The sequence below is a fragment of the Salmonella sp. SAL04214 genome, from assembly GCF_046550615.1.
GTDB lineage: Bacteria > Pseudomonadota > Gammaproteobacteria > Enterobacterales > Enterobacteriaceae > Salmonella > Salmonella enterica.
Map to the genome: position 1 here is coordinate 175,966 of NZ_JBGDXT010000005.1, position 22,530 is coordinate 198,495.

20 protein-coding genes are annotated in these 22,530 nt (G+C 54.4%); all 20 read right to left on the minus strand.

Annotated features, from left to right (window positions below):
• Nucleotides 1-12: 12 nt before the first annotated feature.
• The 20 genes from galF to wzb all read right to left on the minus strand — a co-directional run bounded on the left by galF (nt 13) and on the right by wzb (nt 22,530).
• Nucleotides 13-906: a GalU regulator GalF gene (galF, locus tag ACLJQD_RS11050; RefSeq protein WP_000981469.1), complete on the minus strand. Its 894-nt coding sequence runs from the start codon at nt 904-906 to the stop codon at nt 13-15.
• 177 nt (nt 907-1,083) lie between these two features.
• Nucleotides 1,084-2,487 carry a colanic acid biosynthesis protein WcaM gene (gene wcaM, locus ACLJQD_RS11055; RefSeq protein WP_017442212.1) on the minus strand — a complete coding sequence of 468 codons (1,404 nt, stop codon included), beginning with the start codon at nt 2,485-2,487 and terminating at the stop codon, nt 1,084-1,086.
• 10 nt (nt 2,488-2,497) lie between these two features.
• Nucleotides 2,498-3,718, minus strand: coding sequence for a colanic acid biosynthesis glycosyltransferase WcaL (gene wcaL / locus ACLJQD_RS11060; protein ID WP_017442211.1), 1,221 nt, complete (start codon nt 3,716-3,718; stop codon nt 2,498-2,500).
• A complete protein-coding gene (wcaK, locus tag ACLJQD_RS11065; RefSeq protein ID WP_017442210.1) occupies nt 3,715-4,995 on the minus strand; it encodes a colanic acid biosynthesis pyruvyl transferase WcaK in 1,281 nt (426 codons plus the stop codon). The genes wcaL and wcaK overlap by 4 nt, the downstream gene beginning before the upstream one ends.
• A gap of 21 nt (nt 4,996-5,016) precedes the next feature.
• Nucleotides 5,017-6,495, minus strand: a complete 1,479-nt coding sequence (wzxC, locus tag ACLJQD_RS11070) for a colanic acid undecaprenyl disphosphate flippase WzxC (RefSeq protein WP_000058681.1) — start codon at nt 6,493-6,495, stop codon at nt 5,017-5,019.
• A 100-nt stretch (nt 6,496-6,595) separates the two neighbouring features.
• Nucleotides 6,596-7,990 (minus strand): undecaprenyl-phosphate glucose phosphotransferase, encoded by a 1,395-nt coding sequence (wcaJ, locus tag ACLJQD_RS11075; RefSeq protein ID WP_017442209.1) that lies wholly within the window; start codon nt 7,988-7,990, stop codon nt 6,596-6,598.
• Nucleotides 7,991-8,043: 53 nt separating this feature from the next.
• A complete protein-coding gene (gene cpsG, locus ACLJQD_RS11080; RefSeq protein ID WP_017442208.1) occupies nt 8,044-9,414 on the minus strand; it encodes a colanic acid biosynthesis phosphomannomutase CpsG in 1,371 nt (456 codons plus the stop codon).
• 110 nt (nt 9,415-9,524) lie between these two features.
• On the minus strand, nt 9,525-10,967 hold the full coding sequence (gene cpsB / locus ACLJQD_RS11085; RefSeq protein WP_017442207.1) for a mannose-1-phosphate guanyltransferase: 1,443 nt from the start codon (nt 10,965-10,967) through the stop codon (nt 9,525-9,527).
• Entirely contained in the window at nt 10,964-12,187 is a 1,224-nt protein-coding gene (gene wcaI, locus ACLJQD_RS11090; RefSeq protein ID WP_017442206.1) for a colanic acid biosynthesis fucosyltransferase WcaI, read from the minus strand. The genes cpsB and wcaI overlap by 4 nt, the downstream gene beginning before the upstream one ends.
• The gene (locus ACLJQD_RS11095) at nt 12,184-12,657 is read right to left on the minus strand and encodes a GDP-mannose mannosyl hydrolase (protein ID WP_017442205.1); all 474 of its coding nucleotides are present in this window, start codon (nt 12,655-12,657) and stop codon (nt 12,184-12,186) included. The genes wcaI and ACLJQD_RS11095 overlap by 4 nt, the downstream gene beginning before the upstream one ends.
• Nucleotides 12,658-12,659: 2 nt before the next feature.
• Entirely contained in the window at nt 12,660-13,625 is a 966-nt protein-coding gene (locus tag ACLJQD_RS11100) for a GDP-L-fucose synthase family protein (RefSeq protein ID WP_001041701.1), read from the minus strand.
• A 2-nt stretch (nt 13,626-13,627) separates the two neighbouring features.
• Entirely contained in the window at nt 13,628-14,749 is a 1,122-nt protein-coding gene (gene gmd / locus ACLJQD_RS11105; protein WP_000048160.1) for a GDP-mannose 4,6-dehydratase, read from the minus strand.
• Between the two features lie 23 nt (nt 14,750-14,772).
• Nucleotides 14,773-15,327: a colanic acid biosynthesis acetyltransferase WcaF gene (gene wcaF / locus ACLJQD_RS11110; RefSeq protein WP_001153603.1), complete on the minus strand. Its 555-nt coding sequence runs from the start codon at nt 15,325-15,327 to the stop codon at nt 14,773-14,775.
• Between the two features lie 15 nt (nt 15,328-15,342).
• A complete protein-coding gene (gene wcaE / locus ACLJQD_RS11115; protein WP_000480132.1) occupies nt 15,343-16,089 on the minus strand; it encodes a colanic acid biosynthesis glycosyltransferase WcaE in 747 nt (248 codons plus the stop codon).
• Nucleotides 16,090-16,101: 12 nt separating this feature from the next.
• A complete protein-coding gene (gene wcaD / locus ACLJQD_RS11120; protein WP_000091397.1) occupies nt 16,102-17,316 on the minus strand; it encodes a colanic acid polymerase WcaD in 1,215 nt (404 codons plus the stop codon).
• A complete protein-coding gene (gene wcaC, locus ACLJQD_RS11125; RefSeq protein ID WP_017442204.1) occupies nt 17,291-18,508 on the minus strand; it encodes a colanic acid biosynthesis glycosyltransferase WcaC in 1,218 nt (405 codons plus the stop codon). The genes wcaD and wcaC overlap by 26 nt, the downstream gene beginning before the upstream one ends.
• Entirely contained in the window at nt 18,505-18,993 is a 489-nt protein-coding gene (wcaB, locus tag ACLJQD_RS11130; protein ID WP_000888725.1) for a colanic acid biosynthesis acetyltransferase WcaB, read from the minus strand. The genes wcaC and wcaB overlap by 4 nt, the downstream gene beginning before the upstream one ends.
• A 2-nt stretch (nt 18,994-18,995) precedes the next feature.
• Nucleotides 18,996-19,838, minus strand: coding sequence for a colanic acid biosynthesis glycosyltransferase WcaA (gene wcaA / locus ACLJQD_RS11135; RefSeq protein ID WP_017442203.1), 843 nt, complete (start codon nt 19,836-19,838; stop codon nt 18,996-18,998).
• 86 nt (nt 19,839-19,924) lie between these two features.
• A complete protein-coding gene (gene wzc, locus ACLJQD_RS11140; RefSeq protein WP_017442202.1) occupies nt 19,925-22,084 on the minus strand; it encodes a tyrosine-protein kinase Wzc in 2,160 nt (719 codons plus the stop codon).
• Entirely contained in the window at nt 22,081-22,530 is a 450-nt protein-coding gene (wzb, locus tag ACLJQD_RS11145) for a low molecular weight protein-tyrosine-phosphatase Wzb (protein WP_000482226.1), read from the minus strand. The genes wzc and wzb overlap by 4 nt, the downstream gene beginning before the upstream one ends.

The following is a 22,530-nucleotide window of genomic DNA, read 5'->3' on the forward strand; positions in this document are numbered from 1 at the left end:
GGTTGTTAATACTTATTCATGCAGAAGCTGCTCTATGCTCTTACGGAACTTCGCTCCTTCTTTCAGGTTGCGCAGCCCGTACTTCACAAATGCCTGCATGTAGCCCATTTTTTTACCGCAGTCATAGCTGTCACCCGTCATTAGCATCGCGTCAACCGACTGTTTTTTCGCCAGCTCAGCAATGGCATCGGTGAGCTGGATGCGGCCCCAGGCGCCCGGTTCGGTTCTTTCCAGTTCCGCCCAGATGTCGGCTGAAAGCACATAACGGCCTACCGCCATCAAATCGGAATCCAGCGTCTGCGGCTGATCCGGTTTTTCGATAAACTCCACAATCCGGCTGACTTTGCCTTCATTATCCAGAGGTTCTTTCGTCTGGATAACGGAATACTCCGATAAATCACCTTTCATGCGCTTCGCCAGCACCTGGCTGCGACCCGTTTCATTGAAACGCGCCACCATCGCCGCAAGGTTATAGCGCAGCGGATCGGCGGTAGCATCATCAATAATAATATCCGGGAGTACCACAATGAAAGGGTTATCGCCCACGACCGGACGCGCGCACAGAATAGAATGCCCCAGCCCTAACGGCTGCGCCTGGCGAACGTTCATAATCGTCACGCCCGGTGGGCAGATAGATTGCACTTCCGCCAAAAGCTGACGCTTAACGCGCTGTTCAAGAAGTGATTCAAGTTCATAAGAGGTGTCGAAGTGGTTCTCAACGGCGTTTTTGGACGCGTGAGTCACCAGTACGATTTCTTTGATCCCTGCAGCCACAATCTCATCGACAATGTACTGAATCATCGGTTTGTCGACGATCGGTAGCATCTCTTTTGGGATTGCCTTGGTGGCAGGCAACATATGCATACCCAAACCCGCTACCGGTATAACTGCTTTCAAATTCATCATTGTTTCTTCCACCTGTAAAATGGTTGCTGAATTATAGCTCTTTAGCTTGTTTTCGCCAGCATGAATTACTCTGCTGCCAGGGATAATGATGGCACGCTCTACATTACGTCTTAGTCGGCACCATAACATTAAGTATGAACAACTTTTTCCCAGGAATTTTCGTAAAAATAGCGGTACTTACCCTCCCCGCTTCGGCAGCGAAAAATTCACTGCTTCGACATTCACGGTTTGGTGATTAATCCTGTCGATATCCACGGAACTCTGCCCGTTTTCATTGATGGCATGAACATTAGCGAGAGAAAGCAGCGTGTCCTGGCGGGCCATAAATTGACCACGGACATCTTTACGCAAATCGAAATGCATTTTTAACGCCGGGCCAATCGCTGAAGTTTGCATCACGTTGATATTGCGCAGAAAGAGGTGCTGCGGTTGATTATGCAGTTCCAGCGTAGCACGCGTCATCCGTACATTGGTGATGGCGACAAAAGAGGGGGTGTTGCCGGAGGAAATTTGAATGCCGCGTAATTTATAAGCAACCTGGCGATTATCCAACCGAATAGCGTTTAATTTAAAGTTTTGCGGAATTGACAGGTATTTTCCTTTAGCGACGCCATAGCCGATGAGCATCCCGGCACTATTCGTCATATCAATATTATCAATGACGAAATTATCACAGCCATAAATTGCGATCGTTGCGTTATCAATACCCGCATTTTTACTGAAATCGGGCGTGATGTTTTTGGCTTTCACATTGCGAATGACGAAATGTTTGCCATTTTCTACGTGCACCAGCTGTCGGCAATCAGATCCGGTAATATTGGCCACCACAAAGTTTTTTACTGCCTGGTCTTCAGGATAACTATTGTCATAGGTGCTACCCGCCAGCCCGATGCCGATTCCCCAGTTGATTTTGCCATTGGTACAATCAATGCGTTCGATGACATGATCGGAAATCAGGATGTCGCGGTCGTGAATCGCGACATTCCACTCAATGGCGTCCCCCTGCAAATCGCTAAAGCGGCTATGCGTAATCCGCGCGCCGTCCATTTGGTTATGAAATCCCTGGCGGAGAATGGCGTAGTTGGCGTGGGTAACAGTGATGTCATCGATAATGAGATTACGCATCACCTGCGGTTCCTTACCACCGATGAAAATTTGCGCGACGGGGCCAAAGCCGCTCATCGTCACGCCTTTAATCACACAGTCCGACCCGCGAACATCCAGCGTCACATTGTGCAGACTGCCGCCCTGCTCCCCCACCACCTGACACCCGTCCTGCAAAATAAACCGTCCCCGGCCATTCCCACGCACCGCGCCCTGTACCCGCAGCGTTTTTCCCGCCGGAATCGTTATCGCCGCATTGATATTTTCACACACCCATCCTGGCGGTACGACCACGGTCTGTCCGTCGGCGAAGGCCTGTTTGAACGAGGCGATACCGTCATCCGCCGGATAATCCTTAATATCGACGGTCTGGCGAGGTTCACGCGCCTGTACCGGCAAGGCGCGCAGAAAAGGAAGAACAGCAAGCGCAGAACCTGCCGTCAGGAGAGTACGTCGGGAGAATTTATTCGCGGGCATACCACCTCGTTTATATCGTTTGTAGCAGGCAGGCTAACTGGCGATTAATCGCCTGCTGATTAAAATCTTGCGCCACTTTTTCACGGGCGCGCGTGATCACCGACTCCAGCGTGTCGTGGTCAATCTGGCTGAACTCAGCGAGCCGGGCCGCCAGCGCCTGCGCATCGTTTTCCGGCACCAGCCAGCCGGATTTGCCGGCCTCCACCAGTTCCGGAATACCGCTATGTACGGTAGATACCACGGGAATCCCCACCGCCATCGCCTCCATCAGCGCCACCGGAATACCTTCCATATCGCCATCCGTACCGGTAATCGACGGCAGCAAAAAAACATCGGCGTCATCCAGCATCGCCTTCACTTCATGGCTCGGTTTAAACCCCGGCATCTCAATGACATCCTCTAGCTGATACTGCTCGATGAGCGTGCGCAGCCGACGTTCCCACGGGCCAATCCCCAGAATGCGGTAGCGAAACGCCACGCCCTGCGCTTTCAGTTGCCGACAGGCTTCAATCGCCACATGCAGGCCTTTTTTTTCTGTCAGGCGCGCGACGGAAATCATCTCCAGCGGCATCCCTGGCTCTTTCACCGGACGATGGGAAAAACGCGTCATGTCGACGCCCATGCGCGAAACGGCAATCTTTTCCGTCGGACAGCCCATACTTTTCAGGCGACCGGCCCACAGATCGCTGATGGGCAGCATCAGATCGCCACGACGAAACAACTGCTGATACTCCGGCGTGTAATGACTGAGCACTTCGCGACTGGAAATATCAATCCCGTGGAAAATAGTCGCGATTTTGCCGCGAAGCACGCCCAGTTCGCGTAGTTTGGCCGCCGTCACGCCCGCCGGACCAAAGTGTGCGATGAACACATCCGCCCCAAAAGGCTGGCTCACCTGCGCGCAAATCGCGGAAAGGATTAAATTGCGTGATTCATCGCCATAGCGGGTAAAATTGAGCGCTTTCCAGGTCGCCGCCCGATGCAGCCCCGGCAGCGTTTTACATGCCCGGTAACGCAGTTTCGCCAGCCGTCCCTGGGGCTCATCCTGTAACCAGCGGGTTTTCGCCGCCAGGCCATACTTCTCCCAGGCGGCGTGAGTATGTTGGGTATCGCCTTTTTGTAACGCGACAATCTCCACCTCATGGCCCATATCAATAAACGCAGTAATCTGATTCAGCACAAAGGTTTCCGATGAGAGTGGAAATTTCAGCAGAAAAAAGCTGACTTTCATTGCGCCTCCCGAATTCTGTCGAGAACGGATTTGATCATCGTGAACCCTTTCGCCCGCTCCTCGGTGACGGCGTTAGCCACTTTTGCCTTTAGCGCAGGCAATTGATTGAGCGTATCGGCCACCACGCTTTGTAATGAACCGTTCAGCAAGTGACGGATATCGATAGCCAATTCCGCCAGGCCTAGCTGCTGCATAATCCCCGCGGATTTATGTTCATAATTAATGGCGATAGCGGGCGTGCCAAAATTCATGGAGATAATGGCGGAATGCAGGCGCGTCCCGATGGTCAGTACGCAGGAGGCGAGGATCTTTCCGATTTCCACATCATTGAGTTCGTCCATCGCGATATGGAAATGTTCTGAGTCGTTTACATACTTCGCCATCCGTAACGCAACCATCCGGTCATCGCGGTTATAGCGATCGATACTGGTGCAGGTTGACAGCGCCAGTACCTGATAACCGTCCGCAATCAGGCGATTCACAACCTGGGCAAAAGCCTGCTCATAGGCCTGCTGAGTGGTGCCCAGGCGTTTATCAAACGGCTCCAGATCGCGCAACGTAATCGCGACGGTTTTGCGGCGCGCGGTGACGTCCAGCCAGTGCTGCACAGCATAACTGGCGACAAACTCGTCGTGACGGCGTTCGACTAACCAGGCAGTATCCACCCCCTGCTCCACTTTCCGGGTATCGATCTGCGCGGCGGCCATCAGATCGCGGCTGACGGTTTCACGCAGGATCAGCGCACTGGTGCGTCCAAAAACATAATTGGCGAGCTGGTTAAAGTCAGGGTTCTGGAAAGGGCCGACGCTATGTCCCACCATATAAATTGGTTTGTTCGCCATAAACGCGCACAGCGGATATTCAAAGTGAGTCAAACCGTATAAGTCGACATAGTTTGAACCGCCCACCTGAATGACGGCGTCATACTGCGCAATAAATTGCGCGAATTCGGCAAATTCCGGCGCGATAGCAAAATTACGCAGCGATCCTTCCTGGGCGACTTTAGACAATAAAATTTTATGCTGAAAACGACGGCGTAATATTTTTTTCACCCGACCGTTAAGCCCTGCCGCCGCCTGCTGTTTCTGGCTTAACTGATACAGCGGGTCGGCAATAATCGGGCGCCCCTGCAACCAGGCGGAACTCACCGGGAAACGGCTCATCACATCCATCTCCGCCTCTGGCGCCTGTTGACGGATGGCATCAAGCAAACCGCGCATAATGGCGCTATCACCACGGTTGCCGCATGTGTGGTTGCCTAAAATTAATAATTTCATAAATAGCCTCTTATATCCCCGTCATCCGACACGTAATAACTTTTTCAGTTTTGCACTGCCAACAAGCTGATTTTTAATTTCCATCACCAGCGCATTGCGTGAAAAAATAATCATTAAAATAAAACTCAAAATACCGACCATAACCTGTAGTGCGAATACCCCCGACAACGGTAAATAACCGTCGACCAGCTTTCCTGCGCCGTAGCTGGTAATAAATGTTGGCAATGAGAGATAAAACGGTAGCCATAGGCTGAGAATATACTGACGATAGCTGGAGCCGAGTACCGGCTTAATCATCACGAAATAGCTCAGAATGGTGTTGATGATTTGCACCACCAGGAACCCCAGCGTCACGCCAATCGCCCCCGCCAGATGGCCGCCAATGAGAATTGCCGGGATAAACAGAAACGTTTTAAAGACGTTGAATTTAAAGCTGATATCCACGCGCGCTTTCGCCATCAGCAGCGAACCAATCGGGTTGCCGACCGAGCGCAACAGCCCCACCACGCACAGCAATTGCAGGATCGGGATAATGCTGTTCCACTTCTCGCCAAACACTAACGGCACAAAATTGTTCGCCACTACCATCAGGCCCAACAGCGCGGGAAAATTGATAATTCCCACCACAGAAAGCAACTTATAGAAGTTGACGCGCAGCTTCTCGGTATCGTCCTGGATTTTGGCGAATGCCGGAAATAGCACGCGAGTAATGATGGGGTTAAGCTTCGCCGGCGGCACAACCGCCACGTTGTACGCGAGGTTATATCCCCCGGCGACGCTTGCGCCGAGAATTCTCGCCAGTACCAGCGTCGATAAATTCGTGTTGATGTAATTGACGATACTGTCCGCCGTCAGCCACGCGCCAAAACGCAGGTTCGTGGACACCGATGCCAGCGAAAAATGCAGCCCCGGACGGTAAATCTTGCGGCCAAAGTAACCAAACAGCAGCGTTCGCACCGCGCTGTTCACCAGATAGCCGAGAATCGCGGTTAACGCCAGCGGCCAGTAATGGGCGCTAATCACCGTAAAGGTGAACCCCGCCAGCACGGAGGTCGTTTCGATCATGCCGATCTTATTGAACTCCAGCTCTTTTTGCATCAGCGCACGGAACTGCTGCCCGTGAGGGATCACGATAAACGCCAGCGACAACGTTTTGATTAACGGCGCGAGATCCGGGTTATGCAAAACATGGGCAATCGCATCGCTCAGCCAAAAGACCACCGCAAATACCACAATCCCAAGCCCAACGTTTAGCCAGTAGAGCGTGGTCAGCTCCAGATGCCCAATCGTTTTACGCTGGATAATCGAGTTCGCGATGCCAAAGTCCGAGATCGTGTCGGCCAGCGCGATAATCACCAGCGAGACGGTCAACAGGCCAAACTGGTGGTTGTCGATGATCCGCGCCAGCACCGTCATCTGAATTAACCCCAGACCGATAATCACTATCGTGGCGATAGCCGACCATTTAGCGCCGCTGATCGTTTTTTGTCGTAAACTCATTCTTTTCTCCAGAACCTGTTCACAAGGCGTCATTGGCGCAGCCAGATTGAGCACTGCCCTGGTTCGATATGGCAAGTAAATAGCCTTGTGGATCAGGTTCTTAATACGCCGCTTTATTAACAAACCCTTTAAAAATCGTCAGAAAAACGATTTTGATATCGAACCAAATACTCCATTCGCGGATGTATTCCAGGTCGAACTCCACGCGTTTTTCCATTTTCTCCAGCGTATCGGTCTCACCGCGCCAGCCATTAATTTGCGCCCAGCCGGTGATGCCCGGTTTCATCTTGTGGCGTAGCATGTAACCTTCAATCAACTGACGATACTGTTCGTTATGCGCCACCGCGTGAGGGCGTGGACCGACGATGGACATCCCGCCGGTTAACACATTGATAAACTGCGGTAATTCATCCAGCGAGGTACGACGCAAAAAGTTACCTACCCGGGTGACGCGCGGATCGTTTTGCGTCGCCTGGGTAACGACCTTATCGTTCTCCATCACCTTCATTGAGCGGAACTTCCAGACTTTGATCGGCTTGCCGTCCATCCCGTAGCGCGTCTGACGGAAAATCACCGGCCCGGGCGAGCTCAATTTGACCGCCAGCGCAATGCAGCACAGTACCGGTGAGATGAGCAGCAGAATCAGCGACGCCAGCACGATATCTTCTGCCCGTTTAAGCAGACGGTTAATCCCTGACAGCGGCGTGTCATACAGCGGAACGACCGGAACGCCGCTCATCTCCTCCACGCGCGAGTGGAGAATATTAAAGGTGAACACATCGGGAATAAGGATCACCGAGCAGGTGGTGTCGGCCAGCTCGCGCACCAGTTTTTTCACCATGGCGCCGTCGCTCATTGACATGGCGATATAAACATTGTGAATTCGCGAGGCTTTCGCATCGTCAATTAACTGCTCGAAGTTCCCGGCCCAGTCAGCAGAGACGCCGCCCGGTTTGGGATCGTGATAGACGCCCACCACCTCAAAACCCAGCCACGGCTCATTACGGAAGCTATCCAGCAACGCCTGGCCCGCAGGCAAATCTCCGGCGACGGCGACCCGGCGAGTGTTATAACCACGATTGCGTAGCCAGCCCGCGCCGAAACGAATAAATGAACGGCATAACACTAAGCCCAGGCTGGACAGCGCATACCAGGCCAGCCAGGTGGCGAGGCGGTTGTCAAAGTCATCATTAAACGCCACCAGACCGGCGCTGAAGATCAGGCTCAGCGTCCAGTTTTGCAGTAACAGCGTTAACTCTGTCGACATTTTGACGCCGCGCCAGGAGCGATAAAAATCGGTCATCCCGCCCAGCATTTGAAAAACAACCAGCGTAATCAGCGCCACCAACAGGTGCATGTACAGGAATGGCAGTCCACTGATTTCACAGATGAACCACAGCCCGCCAAACATGATGGTGATATCTGAAAAGCGTTGCACCATAGAGATTAACGATGCATTGGTTTTGGCTCGTTCGCGCTTTTTTAGATTTGTCATCGTTGTTCCTGTGATTGGCCCCTTACCCGCAGGCGGTAAGGGGAGATCTGACGTTACTGATTTAGCAGCGCCAGCAGAGTGCGTGTTCGCGCTTCCATCAGCGGAATATCGCCGCGTGATTCCACATTCAGGCGCACCACCGGTTCGGTGTTCGACGAGCGCAGGTTGAAACGCCAGTCCGGGAACGACATGCTGAGGCCGTCCGTGCGGTCCACTGCCTGCGCCTCTTCCGCGAAGTGCGCTTCCACCCGCGTAATGGCCTCCGCCGGCTCCGCCAGCCTGCTGTTGATTTCCCCGCTCGCCGGGAATGCCGCCATCCGGTCGCGGACCAGTTCACCCAGCGACTGCCCTTTCAGGCACACCAGCTCCGCCACCAGCAGCCACGGGATCATCCCGCTGTCGCAGTAGGCAAAATCACGAAAATAGTGATGCGCGCTCATTTCCCCGCCATAAATGGCATCCTCCGTACGCATCCGCTCCTTGATAAAGGCGTGCCCGGTTTTTGACATCACCGGCGTCCCGCCCGCCGCCGTCACCACTGCCTCCGTGTTCCAGGTCAGGCGCGGGTCGTGGATAATCTTCGCCCCCGGGTGTTTTTCCAGAAACGCTTCCGCCAGCAGCCCGACGATGTAGTACCCCTCGATAAACTGCCCTTTCTCATCGAACAGGAAGCAGCGGTCGAAGTCGCCGTCAAAGGCGATGCCCATGTCCGCCCCGTGTTCAATAACGGCCTTGCGGGTGTCGTCGCGACACTCCGGCAGCAACGGGTTGGGAATGCCGTTCGGGAAGGTGCCGTCCGGGGTGTTGTGGATTTTGATGAACTCCACCGGCGCGCCCAGCGCCTTCAGGCGCGCTTCGATGGCGTCAATGACCGGCCCCGCCGCGCCGTTGCCGGCGTTAAACACCAGCTTCAGCGGGGTGAGATTGTTAACACTGATATAGCCGAGCAGGTGGTCGATGTAGGCGTCGCGCAGGCTGATTTGTCTGTAGCTGCCGCGCGCGGCCTCGTTCACCGACGGGAAGTCGCCCGCTTCCGCCAGACGCTGAACGTCGCGCAGACCGGTGTCGCCGCTTATCGGGCGGGCGCCCTCGCGCACCAGCTTCATACCGTTGTAGTCCATCGGATTATGGCTGGCGGTCACTTCAATACCGCCGTCCACGCCGAGGTGGAAGGTGGCGAAGTAAATCTCTTCGGTGCCGGACATACCGATATCCAGCACGTTGACGCCCGCGTCCTGTAACCCTTTCGCCAGCGCCAGCTTCAGCGCCTCGCTGGTCAGGCGCACGTCGCCGCCCAGCACGATGGTTTTCGGTTTTAAATATTCGCCGTAAGCGCGGCCAATCCGCCACGCGATATCTTCATTGAGCTCTTCGCCCAGCCTGCCGCGAATGTCGTAGGCCTTGAAACAGGTTAATTTTGTCATGTTCTTACCCTTCTTCAGGCAACAGTTAGCCCTGACCGTAAATGGCCAACATCGTTATTGTTGTTCATTGCCGGATGGCGCGTTGCGCTTACCGGGCACCATTGCAGGCGTCAGACCCGCCCGTAACGGTCCTCGAACCGCACCACGTCGTCCTCTTCGAGATACGAGCCGGAACGCACTTCAATTAAATCGAGCGGTATTTTTCCCGGATTTTCCAGGCAGTGGGTCGCCCCCAGCGGAATATAGATGGACTCGTTTTCACCGATCAGCTTAACCTCGCCGTTGATGGTGACTCTGGCGGTCCCCGCCACCACCACCCAGTGCTCGGCGCGGTGATGGTGCATCTGCACCGACAGTCCTTCCCCCGGCTTGACGGTAATACGCTTCACCTGATAGCGCTCGCCCGCGTCGATGGAGTCGTATTTGCCCCACGGACGGTAAACCTCGCGGTGCATGTGGTGCTCATGGCGTCCGTCGGCCTTGATCTTCTCCACCACCTTTTTCACGTCCTGCACCGCGTGGCGATCGGCAATCAGCACGGCGTCTTTGGTCTGCACCACCACCAGATCCTTCACGCCGACGGTGGTCACCAGGCCGGATTCGGCGTAAACGTAGCTGTTTTCCGTTTTATGGCTGATGACGTCGCCGTGGTGGACGTTTCCCTCCGGGGTGTGGGCGCTGATTTCCCACAGCGAGGACCACGAGCCGACATCGCTCCAGCCCGCGTCCATTGGCATCACCACCGCGTCCGCCGTCCGCTCCATCACCGCGTAGTCAATGGACTCTTCCGGACAGGCGAGGAAGGCCTCTTCATCCACGCGAATGAAGTCAAGATCCGGATCGACGCCGCGCATCGCCTGTTCACAGGCGGCCAGAATATCGGGGCGGAACTTTTTCAGTTCTTCCAGATAGCGTCCGGCGCGGAACAGAAACATGCCGCTGTTCCAGTAGTAATCGCCGCTGGCGACGTAGGCCTGGGCGGTTTCCAGCCCCGGCTTCTCAACGAACTGCGCCACCTCAAAAGCCACCGCATCCGTCGCGCCCGGCACGACATCACCGCGCCGGATATAGCCATAGCCGGTTTCCGGCAGATCCGGCACGATACCGAAGGTCACCAGTTTGCCCGCGTCGGCATAGGGCATGGCGCCGCGCACCGCGTCGCGGAAGGCCTCTTCATTGGCGATCGCATGATCCGCCGCCAGTACCAGCATCAGCGGATCGCAGTCCGTATGCTGGCGCGTCGCCGCCAGCGCCGCCAACGCAATCGCCGGCGCGGTATTGCGCCCGGCGGGCTCAAGAATAATATTCTCCGTCAGCTTATTGAGCTGGCGGAGCTGTTCGGCAACGATAAAACGGTGCTGTTCGTTGCAGATAACCACCGGGCTTTCGCACTCCACGCCGTTCAGACGGCAAATGGTGGTTTGCAGCATGGTGAGATCGCCTTTCAGGCACAGAAACTGTTTTGGATAAAGCACGCGAGAAAGCGGCCACAATCGGCTACCGGAGCCACCGGCCATCACAACCGGGTAAAGTTTTGTCTGACGCATTATCATCCCCGAATATCTGCAATAAATTGGCGTAGCACGTTCTCTTTATTGAGCGTGCGTTCGGCGTATTCACGTGCCGTCGTGTTGTTTTTCGGCATGGCGAGCGCCTGGCTAATCCCGTTAACCAGCGCGTCGGTCGACTCCGGCTCCACGCAAACGGCGATGCCCGGATAGCGCGCGCAAAGTTGTCCTAATTCGGTGTGCGGCTCAGCGGTAATCACCGCATTACCGCCGACCGCCAGAATGTTAGTCAGCTTGGAGGGCAGTACCGCATCCGCCGCGCCGCGCTTTTGCACCACCAGATGGCAGTCGCCCATTTTCAGCAGCGCGGGTAAGGCGTCGTAAGGCTGCAGCGGGAGGAATTTAATATTTGCCAGGCCGCGTTCGCGGGCCATGTTCTCCAGCCGCGCCTTGCCGCCCCCCTGGCCGACAATCGCGAAAATCAGCGGTCGATCGCGTAATCGTTCCGCGGCGTCAATTACCTTTTCCAGCCCTTGTTTTTCGCCGATATTGCCGGAATAGAGCACAATTTTTTTGCCCTCTGGCAAGCCAAGCTGCTGACGCAAAGCCGTCACGTCAGCGTCATTAACGTCCTGAAAGCGCGACACTTCCGACCAGTTTGGAAAAAAGAGGATTTTTTCCGCCGCGACGCCCTTTTCCCGCGCTTTATTCATCATGGAGCGAGAGATGGTCGAAACATTATCAACGTTACGCAGCGCGCTGCGTTCAAAGGCCGTCGCTAACCGCGCTACGCTACCGCGCTTGCCTTTTCCCGCCATTCCTAAGCCGAGCATGGCGTCCACTTCGTAATCCTGAATATGCAGAACGGTCCGCGCGCCGGAGAGTGTCGCCAGCAGACGCATTCCCGGCGTACAAAAGAGCGTCGGTACAACGCCGATAATCCGATCCGGCTTCCAGCGACGCTGCGCCATCAGTGGGAAAAAACTGCTCAATGCAAAGCTCCCCAGATGAAGTAGTCGTTTTAGGGTGGAGGGCTGTTTCGGCACATACAGCGGGCAGCGCCAGACGGTAGCCTCGCCCTCTTCCCGGCGATAGCGCCAGGCGGAATAGCGCTCACCGACCTTCCACTGCGGGTAGTACGGCGGCGCAGTAATGACCCGCACCTCATGGCCTTCCCGCGCCATCCACGCCACCATTTCGCCGGTATATTTGCCGATACCGGTCAGTTCCGGCGAATAGTTAATGCCATAGACCAGGATCTTCATAGGCCCACCGCCGGCGCGTCAGGAGAGAAGTAGGCCCGACTGTTCTCATGAACATTATCGCTTGCCAGAAGCTGTTCCGGCGTCAGCCAGCGGTAACTGCCATGCTGGGCATCAGGCAGGCGTAAATCGCTCTCCGCCACGCGCAGACGAAAGCCGAGCACGATGTAGTGAGTTGAAAAATCCTCACCGGAAAAGTTGTCGTCATAGAAGTGCTGCCAGACGCCATAAAACGTCCCTGCCGCCAGCGGCAGACGCACGCCCAGTTCCGCCTGCGTCAGGCGTGCAAAGGCGGCCTCCAGCGTTTCGTCTTTGCACACCCGCCCCCCCGGCACAAACCAGTAGCCCTGCGCCGGACGGTTGAGACGCTGGCCCAGTAAAATTTCCCCCTGGCCGTTTTCCACAATGAAATCGAGGGAGATGAGGGGCGTGGTCCGCACCACGGCGGCGAAATCTTCCTGACGTAAAAACATTGTCACCCCCGGAACCGTTGCTGATTCTCAAGGAACCACTGGTAAGTACCGGCAAGCCCTGCCTCCAGTGAAATTTCGTGATACCAGCCAAGCTGATGCAGGCGCGTGACGTCGAGCAATTTACGCGGCGTGCCGTCCGGCTTCGCGGCGTCGAACACCACCCGGCCCTGGTAACCCACCACCTTTGCGATGGTCTGCGCCAGCTCGCGGATGGTGCAGTCCACGCCAGTGCCGACGTTAATGTGCGACAGCATCGGGGCGGTGTTCTCCTGCCACACTTCGCGCGCCAGCTCCATCACGTGAATACTGGCCGCCGCCATATCGTCAACGTGCAGAAATTCGCGCATCGGCGTGCCGCTGCCCCACACCACCACCTCCGGCGCGTGGCTCTGCGCAGCCTCATGAAAGCGGCGCAGCAGCGCCGGGATCACATGTGAATTGTCCGGATGGAAATTGTCATGCGGGCCGTACAGGTTGGTTGGCATCACCGAACGGTAGTCGCGACCGTACTGCCGGTTGTAGGACTCGCACAGTTTAATCCCGGCGATCTTGGCGATGGCGTACGGCTCGTTGGTCGGCTCCAGCGTCCCCTGCAGCAGCTCGCTTTCCGCCATCGGCTGCCTTGCCAGTTTCGGATAGATACAGGACGAACCGAGAAACAGCAGTTTGTTCACGTTGTGCAGGTGCGCGGCGTGAATAATGTTGCTCTCTATCATCATGTTTTCATAAATAAAATCCGCCGGATACGTGTTGTTGGCGACAATGCCGCCCACTTTCGCCGCCGCCAGATAAACCTGGTCGATACCCGCCCCGGCAAAGAAAGCCTGTACCGCACGCCCGTCGAGCAGATCCAGCTCATCGCGGGTGCGCAGTACCAGTTCCACGTCGCCGCGCTGCGCAAGCTGCCGTACAATGGCGGAGCCCACCATCCCGCGATGGCCCGCCACAAAAATTCGTTGCTTATTCATTCTCAGGACTCCAGCGCGATGGCCACCTCGTAACCGTGAGATTTCAGCAGTGAGTGTTTTTTCGCGGCCTCCAGATCGTTCGCCACCATCTCGGAGACCATCTCCGACAGGGTGATTTCCGGTTTCCAGCCCAGTTTCTCATGCGCTTTGGACGGGTCGCCCAGCAGGGTTTCCACTTCCGCCGGACGGAAATAACGCGGATCAACGGCCACAATCACATCCCCCGGTTTCACGCCCGGCGCATCGTGTCCGGTAACGGATACCACGATCCCTTTCTCATTAATGCCTTCGCCTTCAAAGCGCAGTTTTATCCCCAGTTGCGCCGCCGCCAGCTCCACAAACTGGCGCACGGAATACTGCACGCCGGTGGCAATCACGAAATCTTCCGGCTGCTCCTGCTGTAACATCATCCACTGCATCCGCACGTAATCTTTCGCATGGCCCCAGTCGCGCAACGAGTCCATGTTGCCGAGATACAGGCAGGACTCCAGTCCCTGCGCGATATTGGCGATGGCGCGGGTGATCTTACGGGTGACGAAGGTTTCGCCGCGACGCGGGGACTCGTGGTTAAACAGAATGCCGTTACAGGCGTAAATACCGTAGGATTCACGGTAGTTGACGGTGATCCAGTAGGCGTACAGTTTCGCCACCGCATAGGGGGAACGCGGGTAGAACGGCGTGGTCTCTTTCTGCGGGATCTCCTGCACCAGCCCGTACAGTTCAGAGGTGGAGGCCTGGTAGAACCGCGTTTTCTTTTCAAGACCGAGGAAGCGAATCGCCTCCAGCAGGCGCAGCGTGCCCATCGCATCCACATCGGCGGTATATTCCGGCGACTCAAACGACACCGCCACGTGGCTCATTGCGCCCAGGTTGTAGACCTCGTCCGGCTGCACTTCCTGTAAAATGCGGGTCAGGTTGGAGGCGTCGGTCAGGTCGCCATAATGCAGATGAAATTTTGGGTTGCAGCTGTGCGGGTCCTGATAAATATGGTCCACGCGCTCGGTATTAAACGATGACGCGCGGCGCTTGATACCATGCACCTCATACCCTTTTTCCAGCAGAAATTCTGCCAGGTAAGACCCATCCTGTCCGGTTACGCCAGTAATGAGAGCGACTTTTGACATTTTCATTTCCTCAAATAGTCCCGTTAGGGAGTAACTTTCTGAACGCGCTGGCGCGTTACCACTGCGGGATTGCCCCGACAAATCGCATTTGCCGGTAATGATTTAAATACGCTGCTGCGCGCGCCGACGACGGTGCCATGACCTATCGTCACGCCGGGCGCGACAAAAACATCGGTTGCCAGCCAACATTTTTCGCCAATAACAATCGGCGCGGCGTTAATATCGAAATGGGCGCTGGTATAATCATGGCTACCGGTACACAAATACCCTTTTTGTGAAATGACCGCATGTGCGCCAATATTAATTTCACCCAACGTATATAACACCGCGTCGTCGCCTACCCAGGCATAATCGCCGACGGTTAATTTCCACGGATAGGTAATTTTTACTGACGGTCGAATAACCACATTCTTTCCAATTTTGGCGCCAAACAGACGCAGCAAAAAGGCTCGCCAGCGATACAATATTTGCGGCGACCCGGCGAATAATGTCGCCTGTACCGCCCACCATAATTGTACTTTTAGCGCATTAGCGCCGCGGAACCCTTTCGGCACCGTAAAGCCGCTAAGATCCTGCATAATAACTCCCGGTGATTAGACTTTGTTATACCGCGCTTTTGTTTTACCCGTCGTTTTCAGACGTAATAAATAGGATAATTGCGCCCAAAACCCTGGCACACGTAATATTTTTCGCTGTACGTTTTTTGCATCCTGACATAATTCCAGATTATTCGAGGTTGACACGCCGCCCATCGAAAATTCAGATACCAGTCCGTTAATTCGCCGAAAAGGATAGCCTGCTTTATAGAGACGGGCCGCCAGCGCATAATCTGAAGAGACATGATATTGCAGATCATAAGGATACTTTTTTAACGCTGCCGTCGGGAAAAATATCGCCTGATGGCTGGCTGGCAAACTATGGTAGATATAATACCCGGGTTTAGCCTTCCGGCGTATTTTATGCCCGCCGCCGAAATCCAGCAGCGCGTCGCCAATATACATCGCCTCGCCCTTTTGCCGCGCCAGTTGGCGGACAAACAGCGCGGCATCATCATGGAACGCATCACCGGAATTAAGAAACAGGGTATAGCGCCCCTGCGCCAGCGCAATGCCTTTGTTCATGGCATCATAAATACCGCGATCCTTTTCACTGATAAAACGCAGGTTAAACTCACCGTGACGTTTTTGCAGAAATTCGCGCGTGCCGTCCTCCGAACCGCCATCCACTACGATCCATTCAAATGACAGACCCGGATCGCGCGCCAGATTGCGCAGCGAGCGCCAGGTTTTTACCACCCCTTCGTAATTGCGAAAGGCGACGGTAACGACGCTTAAAAACATGCAACCACCCCGTTATGAAATTTTTAACGCCTTGCGCAAAATGAACGGACAGACGATTAAAAAAGCATATTCCGGGCTAAATATTGAACCGGTAAAAAACAGCGACACCGGCGTAAAAAGATAGAGCTGCACCCGAAAATTACGATTATCGCCAAACGCATTTAGCGCCATTTTTAAAACTTTCCCCATATACCACAGCGTCATTAGCACTGCGAACCAGGAAAAATAAATAATCAGCAGATACAATCCATTGTCTATGGTTTTCCCGACATCCGCACCGTTAAAGATTCCGAATGATGCGACATATTCATAAAGTGAGCCAAATCTGACTACACCATCAATATGGGTCAAGGAATATCCGACCATGACTAACGGGCCCACAATACGATAATAAGAAGATGAGCCTTCCGTCCCTAAATCGCCAAGTCGTGTCGCGATATAAGGAAATGCAATAATTACCCCAACCAAAAACAGGGTTAATGAGACCAGCGCCAGTGGAAGTTTTTTCTTTATCGCATCCTTATTCAAATATTGGAACGCCCACTCCAGAAGGTAAAACAGGATAAAGGTCATTACCCCTGAAAATGATCCTGATAATATTATCCCTGCCAGAATCATAGCATCGCTTTTCGGTGTTTTGATACCAAACTGTTTGATGCTCAGCCAAATTGAGATTAGTGCCAAAGCGAAAAATGCCGGTTCAAAATAAAGTGCAGTGGTACGCTTACCGCCAAATTTTATGAAGTTCAGTACATAGCTATTACTGTAAATGAGATATTTCGAAATTCCTTCCATAATACTGCTTCCGCCGGTAAGGATAATTTGCGCCATCTCAACCGCGGCGAGCGCGACCACCATACCCACCACCAGATAAAAAAAACGCAAAATCTTTCGGTGGTTATGCGCGGAAATGGTTTTGAATCGGATACTCCAGACCATCCCGATAATGACCACAATATAGACAAACAGCATCGTGGACGTGACATATTTACCGGCATTCAGCGACTGGCCGAACAGGAAGTTAAATGCCGTAAGCCCCGCGCCGATGCCTAAGGCGATCATCAATTTTTTTACGCTAATGCGTTCCACAAATAACAGCAGCAACAGCGGTAAAAAAGTGACGATGGTAATGGGAAAGCTTTCCCCCAGTTGGGCAATCTTGACATTGACCAGTAGGTAGATCAGCGGCAGCAGCAGATAGCTACAGATTCTGATAGAACGAGACATACTCCTCCAGCATCTGTTGACCGCTGTACGCGACGCGGCTACGCATACGAAAGGCGTCCAGCGTTGCGCCGAATACCGCCTGAGCAATCTCTGGCTTACGCCGCTGCGCCAGGCGAAGTACATCTGTAGCGGCAAAGGTCTGGCCGCCGGATTTCGCCAGCACCTCCTCCGCCGCCTCGCTGTGGGTAGCGAGCACCGGTACGCCGATCGAGAGCGCTTCACACAAGATCAGCGGATAGTTATCGACCCGCGAGCTAAAGACCAGCGCATCCATCTCATTGAGCGCGCTCATTAATTTGCGCTTATCGGTTTCAAAACCGTGATTAACGACGTTTTGGCCGGTAAAAGGCGAAAATTTACCGAAGGTATGCAGTTCAATTTTTTCGCCCAGCGCCATCATGTCGTGTACCAGACGCTGGTCAGTTTTGCCGTCGTAACGCAAGTCATGCGCCACAATGGCGATCCGCGGTTTGCCCGGATTCAGCGGCACAGGTGATAGCTGCGCGAGAATCGCCTCGGTCGCCAGATCGATACCGTTGTTAATCACCCGGCAGAGTCCCGCGCCATAAACGCTGTTAAAGGCCTCGGCCACGTGCTGGCTCGGCGAAATAAACCGGCAGCCCAGCCGCAGCATGTCCCGAAAGCGCTGACGTTTGCCGTCAATAAGCTGGTGCGCCCGATCCACCCTGACCGGCGGATAATTGCTTAGGGTCGGGCATTTTTGGCAGCCGCTTTTCCAGCCCTCGCAACCGTCGGTGAAGGCGCAACGCCCGGTGACGCTCCAGTGATCGTGCAACGTCCAGACCAGCGTGACGTCTGGTTTTTGCGCTTTGACTTTTTCGCAAAACGTCACGATGTCCGCCAGGTTTAGCCAGTAACTGTGGAGAACATGAAAATGCAGCACCAGCGGGCCGGATGTCTGGATAACCGTGCGGTAAAGATTGTCGAGATTGCCAAACAGATCGCGATTCAGGAAACGAAACAGCGCGATATTAGCGATTGCCGTGCCGCGCGGCGTCTGTTTTATCACCTGCGGATAACGGTGGTGGCTGACGCTTTTTTTTCCGCCTTTGCCATAACCATAGACAAAACGCGACGTCAGCCCTTTTTGCAATGCCCGCAGATGGAGATCCAACGCCACTCCCGCCGCGCCGCCTTCCGCCAGCCGTACATTAAATTGCAGAATATTCATGTGCTGACCTTCACCCGTGCTTTTTCTCCCACCACCAGCGCATGGTCCGGAATACTGTCAAGCACCACGCTACCCGCGCCAATCGTGACGTGATTACCGATAGTAATATCGCCAAGCAGGATGACATTCGCCCCCAGCTCAACGCCGTTACCGATCACCGGACAAGCCAGGCTGTCCGCGCCGCGATTGCCAATGGTGACGCCGTGGCGAATGGTAAAATCGTCGCCGGCGACGACATGTTTGTTGATCACTACCGCGTAACCATGATGGATAGTGAACCGCCGACCAATGGTCGCGGCGGCCTGGATTTCATACCCGAACAGGCATTCCGTGATCACGCGATACAGCACCAGCACCGGCGCGGCCCACAGATTATTCAGCACATTCTTTTTGCGCCAGACGGAACAAAAATGAGCGATACGGTAGGCCAGCACCATGCAACAGGGGCGTAAGCTCCAGCTATTCGCGCGTAAGTCTTCCAGCATCGTTATCGCCCCCGCAGCCCGGCCGCCAGGCGTTTGCTGTTACGCACGGAGAGCAACGTCAGCAACGTGCGCCAGGTCATTCGCTTATTGCGAATTTGGTACAGGGTAAAAAGCTGGTATTTTTTGCTGGCGCGATCGAATTTATCTTTGTGCTTACGATAAAAATGGAAATAACCGGAGAACTTTTTCGGCGAAGAGGTAATCTGCATCTCGCCGTGGTTGATATGTAAAATTTGCGTCGCCTCTTCGACTTTCCACGGTTCGCCATACTCCACCACCATACGCAGAAAAATGTCGTAATCCTGCGCCGCCTTGAGTTCGGTATCGAACAAACACGCTTTAAAACGCCAGGCCCAGGTAAAAACCTGATTGCCAATAATATTGCGCTTGTAGAACAAGCGGCGCGAATAAGGGGATTTCGGATACAGCGGCAGGCTGGCAGGCTGAGAGTAGACCTCGCCCTCGCACACATAGTCGTTGGCATACAAAAAGGCGTGCGTAGTCAACTGGTGTTTATGGGCCAGAAACACGCTCAGACGGTTGGGCGTCCATTCATCGTCATCATCAATACCGGTAATATAGTGCCCTTGCGCCTGCATAATGGCCTGGTTGCGAACCGCGCAGGCACCGGTATTCCTGGCGTTATGGGTATAACGGACGCGCGGGTCGTTCAGCTCCTCAACAAATTGTTGTAGCTGCTGATAAGATGAGGAGCAATCATCCACGATGATCATCTCCCAGTGACGGTAGTCCTGACGTAGTACTGATTTAATCGCCCGGATAGCCAACTGCTGCCTGTTCCAGGTTGGCATATAAATTGAGATCAGCGGAGTTTCTGTTGTCATGCTTATTCCCCAGATAGTTTTGCCGCATGGCGCTACGCTTGTCCGGCCTACAGTCACAGGCCGCGCCATCCGGCACGCCTTATTTTTTATTTGGAATCTGACTGGTATTCATATTCGTAATAGCCATAATCCTGGTAGCCCGTCGCCCGGCGGAAAATGGAGTTGAGAATGACGCCTTTGACCTGAATGCCATTCTGGTCAAAACGGCTCAGACTGGTTTCCACCTCTTTTAAGGTGTTGACGGCATAACGCGCCACCATCAGCGTCGTCCCAACGTGACGACCCACAATCGCGGCGTCCGTCACGGCCAGAATCGGCGGCGTGTCGATTAATACCAGGTCGTAGCGGCTGCTTGCCCAGGCGATCAGCTCGCCGAAGCGCTCGCTCATCAGCAGTTCCGATGGATTAGGCGGCACCTGACCGCGCGGAATAAGATCAAAATTAGCGATCGCCGTGGGTTTCGCGCAGGAGGCTATCTCGCCTTTGCCCGCCAGAATGTCAGATAAGCCGTCCACGTTATTGGTGCCGAGCAGTTCATGGGTGTAGCCCTTACGCATATCGCAGTCGATCAGTAATACCCGTTTATGCGTCTGGCTGATGACGGCCGCCAGGTTGGCGCAAACAAAGGTTTTGCCGATAGAGGGGCTGACGCCTGTGAGCATGAGTACATTATTTTGCGCCTGCATCATGGCGAAATGCAGGCTGGTGCGCAGGCTGCGAATCGCCTCAATCGCCAGATCGGTCGGATTGCCCACCGCCAGCAGTTGGCTCTGCTTGTAACGCTTAATCCCTTTAATGGTTTTGACGCTATCGCGCGCTTTTTGCCATTCCGACAGCGGAATACTGGCATAGACGCTGATCCCGTGCTCCTCCAGCGCCTGCGGGCTTTCAATACCGCGATTAAACAGCGAGCGCAGCAGCACGCCGACAATCGATAACATTAATCCCAGAATAATGCTGCCGAGAATAATCAACGCCTTTTTCGGCTTCAGCACGCCCGGTTGGGTAATCGCCGGGTCAACGATGCGCACGTCGCCAACGGTGCTGGCTTCGGTGATTTTCAGCTCCTGCTGTTTATTAAGCAGTTGCATATAGACCTGCTGGCCGGACTCCACATCGCGGGTCAAACGCACAATCTCCTGCTGGGTTTTCGGCATCGCCGTCACCCGCCCGTTCAGTTTGGCTTTTTCATCTTCCAGCGCTTTACGTTTTTCCAGCAGGGTGCGGTAAGCCGGATGCGCTTTGGTAAAGAGCTTGGAAATTTCCGCCTCTTTAAACGTCAACTCATTCAACTGGGCGTCGATATTAACCATCGAATCGAGTACCGCCTTCGCCTCCAGCGGTAAATCCACCGAGTCTTTATCCTGGCGGAAAGCGTTTAGCTTGTTTTCTGCCACATCCAGACGGCTGCGGACTTCCGGCAGTTGTTTTGCCAGAAACGCCAGGCTCTTCCCCGCCTCTTCAGATTTCCGCGCAATATCCTGTTGCAGATAGTTACGGGTAATACTGTTGAGAATTTCGCGGATCTGGTCGCGATCCTCTCCCGTGAACGTCAGGCTCAGAACGCCGGTATCTTTGCCGGTTTCCGTTACGGTGAGGTTATTTTGCAGGTTATTAATCATGCCAAGCGTTGAGAATTTACTCACCGTAAATTCTGTATCAGGACGGGCGTCAATCGCCTCTACCTGCATCGTCACGCCGTCTTTATTGAGTGGCTGGCCCACAACGCCCTGCGCGCTAAATCCGCCGTCGCTGACCAACTGATAACGTTTGTCGCCCAGCACTTTGAGGGTGAAGATCTGTCCGCTCATCGTCTCTGGTCGGGTGAATGTCGTGACTTTCACCATTTCATTGTGACGCCCCATCAGCCGCTCCCACCCGGCGCCGAACAGCGGAAAGGTGTTTTTGGTGACGGCAATATCCAGATCCAGATCGTCAACGGTCTTCCCCAGCACCAGGCGCGATCGAATGAGCTGAATTTCCGCATCGGAAGCCGGCGGCTTATTCGCTAATGCGCTGTTGATATCCTGTACCAGCGAATTACCGGCGTTTTGTTCAATCTGCACCAGCGCATCGGCGCTATAGATGGGCGTGGCGAAGAACGTATAAATTACCGCGCACAGCGCAAATATGGCCGTCGTCCCCAACACCCACCAACGCGCTTCAATCACCGTTCCGACCAGACGCCCGATATCGATTTCATCGCTACCCGTAGCCGCCGCAGATTGTTTTACTTTTTCTGTCATGGTTTTCCCTGCTCTGCATTCAGTGCCTGCGCCCACTGGCGGGCAGACCTTTCCAGTAATGTGTACACCGCCTCAAACGCATCGCGGCTTTTGCGATACGGGTCCGGTATTTCACGCTCGCTGTCCCAATGACCAAACAGCATTACCTTGCCGCGCATTTCCGGCGCAATGTCGCACAGGGCGGCGATGTGACGTTTCTCCATCGTCAGAATCAGGTCATATTCCCGGCACAGACGCGCGGAAATTTGCCTTGCGCAGTGATTTTCCAAAGACAGATTGTGGGCGCTCGCCACGCTCGCCGCCGCAGGATCGGCGCCTTTGCCGACCAGCGCGCCTAATCCGGCGGACGCAACCGTCAGCGAGGGATGAAAGCGCTTTAGCAAACGTTCCGCCGTCGGGGAACGGCAAACATTCCCCACACAGACTACTAAGATTTTGTTAAACAT

Coding starts and splice junctions, on each gene's coding strand:
- galF (WP_000981469.1), bottom strand. CDS start 906: ATGATGAATTTGAAAGCAGTTATACCGGTAGCGGGTTTGGGTATGCAT.
- wcaM (WP_017442212.1), bottom strand. CDS start 2,487: ATGCCCGCGAATAAATTCTCCCGACGTACTCTCCTGACGGCAGGTTCT.
- wcaL (WP_017442211.1), bottom strand. CDS start 3,718: ATGAAAGTCAGCTTTTTTCTGCTGAAATTTCCACTCTCATCGGAAACC.
- wcaK (WP_017442210.1), bottom strand. CDS start 4,995: ATGAAATTATTAATTTTAGGCAACCACACATGCGGCAACCGTGGTGAT.
- wzxC (WP_000058681.1), bottom strand. CDS start 6,495: ATGAGTTTACGACAAAAAACGATCAGCGGCGCTAAATGGTCGGCTATC.
- wcaJ (WP_017442209.1), bottom strand. CDS start 7,990: ATGACAAATCTAAAAAAGCGCGAACGAGCCAAAACCAATGCATCGTTA.
- cpsG (WP_017442208.1), bottom strand. CDS start 9,414: ATGACAAAATTAACCTGTTTCAAGGCCTACGACATTCGCGGCAGGCTG.
- cpsB (WP_017442207.1), bottom strand. CDS start 10,967: ATGATAATGCGTCAGACAAAACTTTACCCGGTTGTGATGGCCGGTGGC.
- wcaI (WP_017442206.1), bottom strand. CDS start 12,187: ATGAAGATCCTGGTCTATGGCATTAACTATTCGCCGGAACTGACCGGT.
- ACLJQD_RS11095 (WP_017442205.1), bottom strand. CDS start 12,657: ATGTTTTTACGTCAGGAAGATTTCGCCGCCGTGGTGCGGACCACGCCC.
- ACLJQD_RS11100 (WP_001041701.1), bottom strand. CDS start 13,625: ATGAATAAGCAACGAATTTTTGTGGCGGGCCATCGCGGGATGGTGGGC.
- gmd (WP_000048160.1), bottom strand. CDS start 14,749: ATGTCAAAAGTCGCTCTCATTACTGGCGTAACCGGACAGGATGGGTCT.
- wcaF (WP_001153603.1), bottom strand. CDS start 15,327: ATGCAGGATCTTAGCGGCTTTACGGTGCCGAAAGGGTTCCGCGGCGCT.
- wcaE (WP_000480132.1), bottom strand. CDS start 16,089: ATGTTTTTAAGCGTCGTTACCGTCGCCTTTCGCAATTACGAAGGGGTG.
- wcaD (WP_000091397.1), bottom strand. CDS start 17,316: ATGTCTCGTTCTATCAGAATCTGTAGCTATCTGCTGCTGCCGCTGATC.
- wcaC (WP_017442204.1), bottom strand. CDS start 18,508: ATGAATATTCTGCAATTTAATGTACGGCTGGCGGAAGGCGGCGCGGCG.
- wcaB (WP_000888725.1), bottom strand. CDS start 18,993: ATGCTGGAAGACTTACGCGCGAATAGCTGGAGCTTACGCCCCTGTTGC.
- wcaA (WP_017442203.1), bottom strand. CDS start 19,838: ATGACAACAGAAACTCCGCTGATCTCAATTTATATGCCAACCTGGAAC.
- wzc (WP_017442202.1), bottom strand. CDS start 22,084: ATGACAGAAAAAGTAAAACAATCTGCGGCGGCTACGGGTAGCGATGAA.
- wzb (WP_000482226.1), bottom strand. CDS start 22,530: ATGTTTAACAAAATCTTAGTAGTCTGTGTGGGGAATGTTTGCCGTTCC.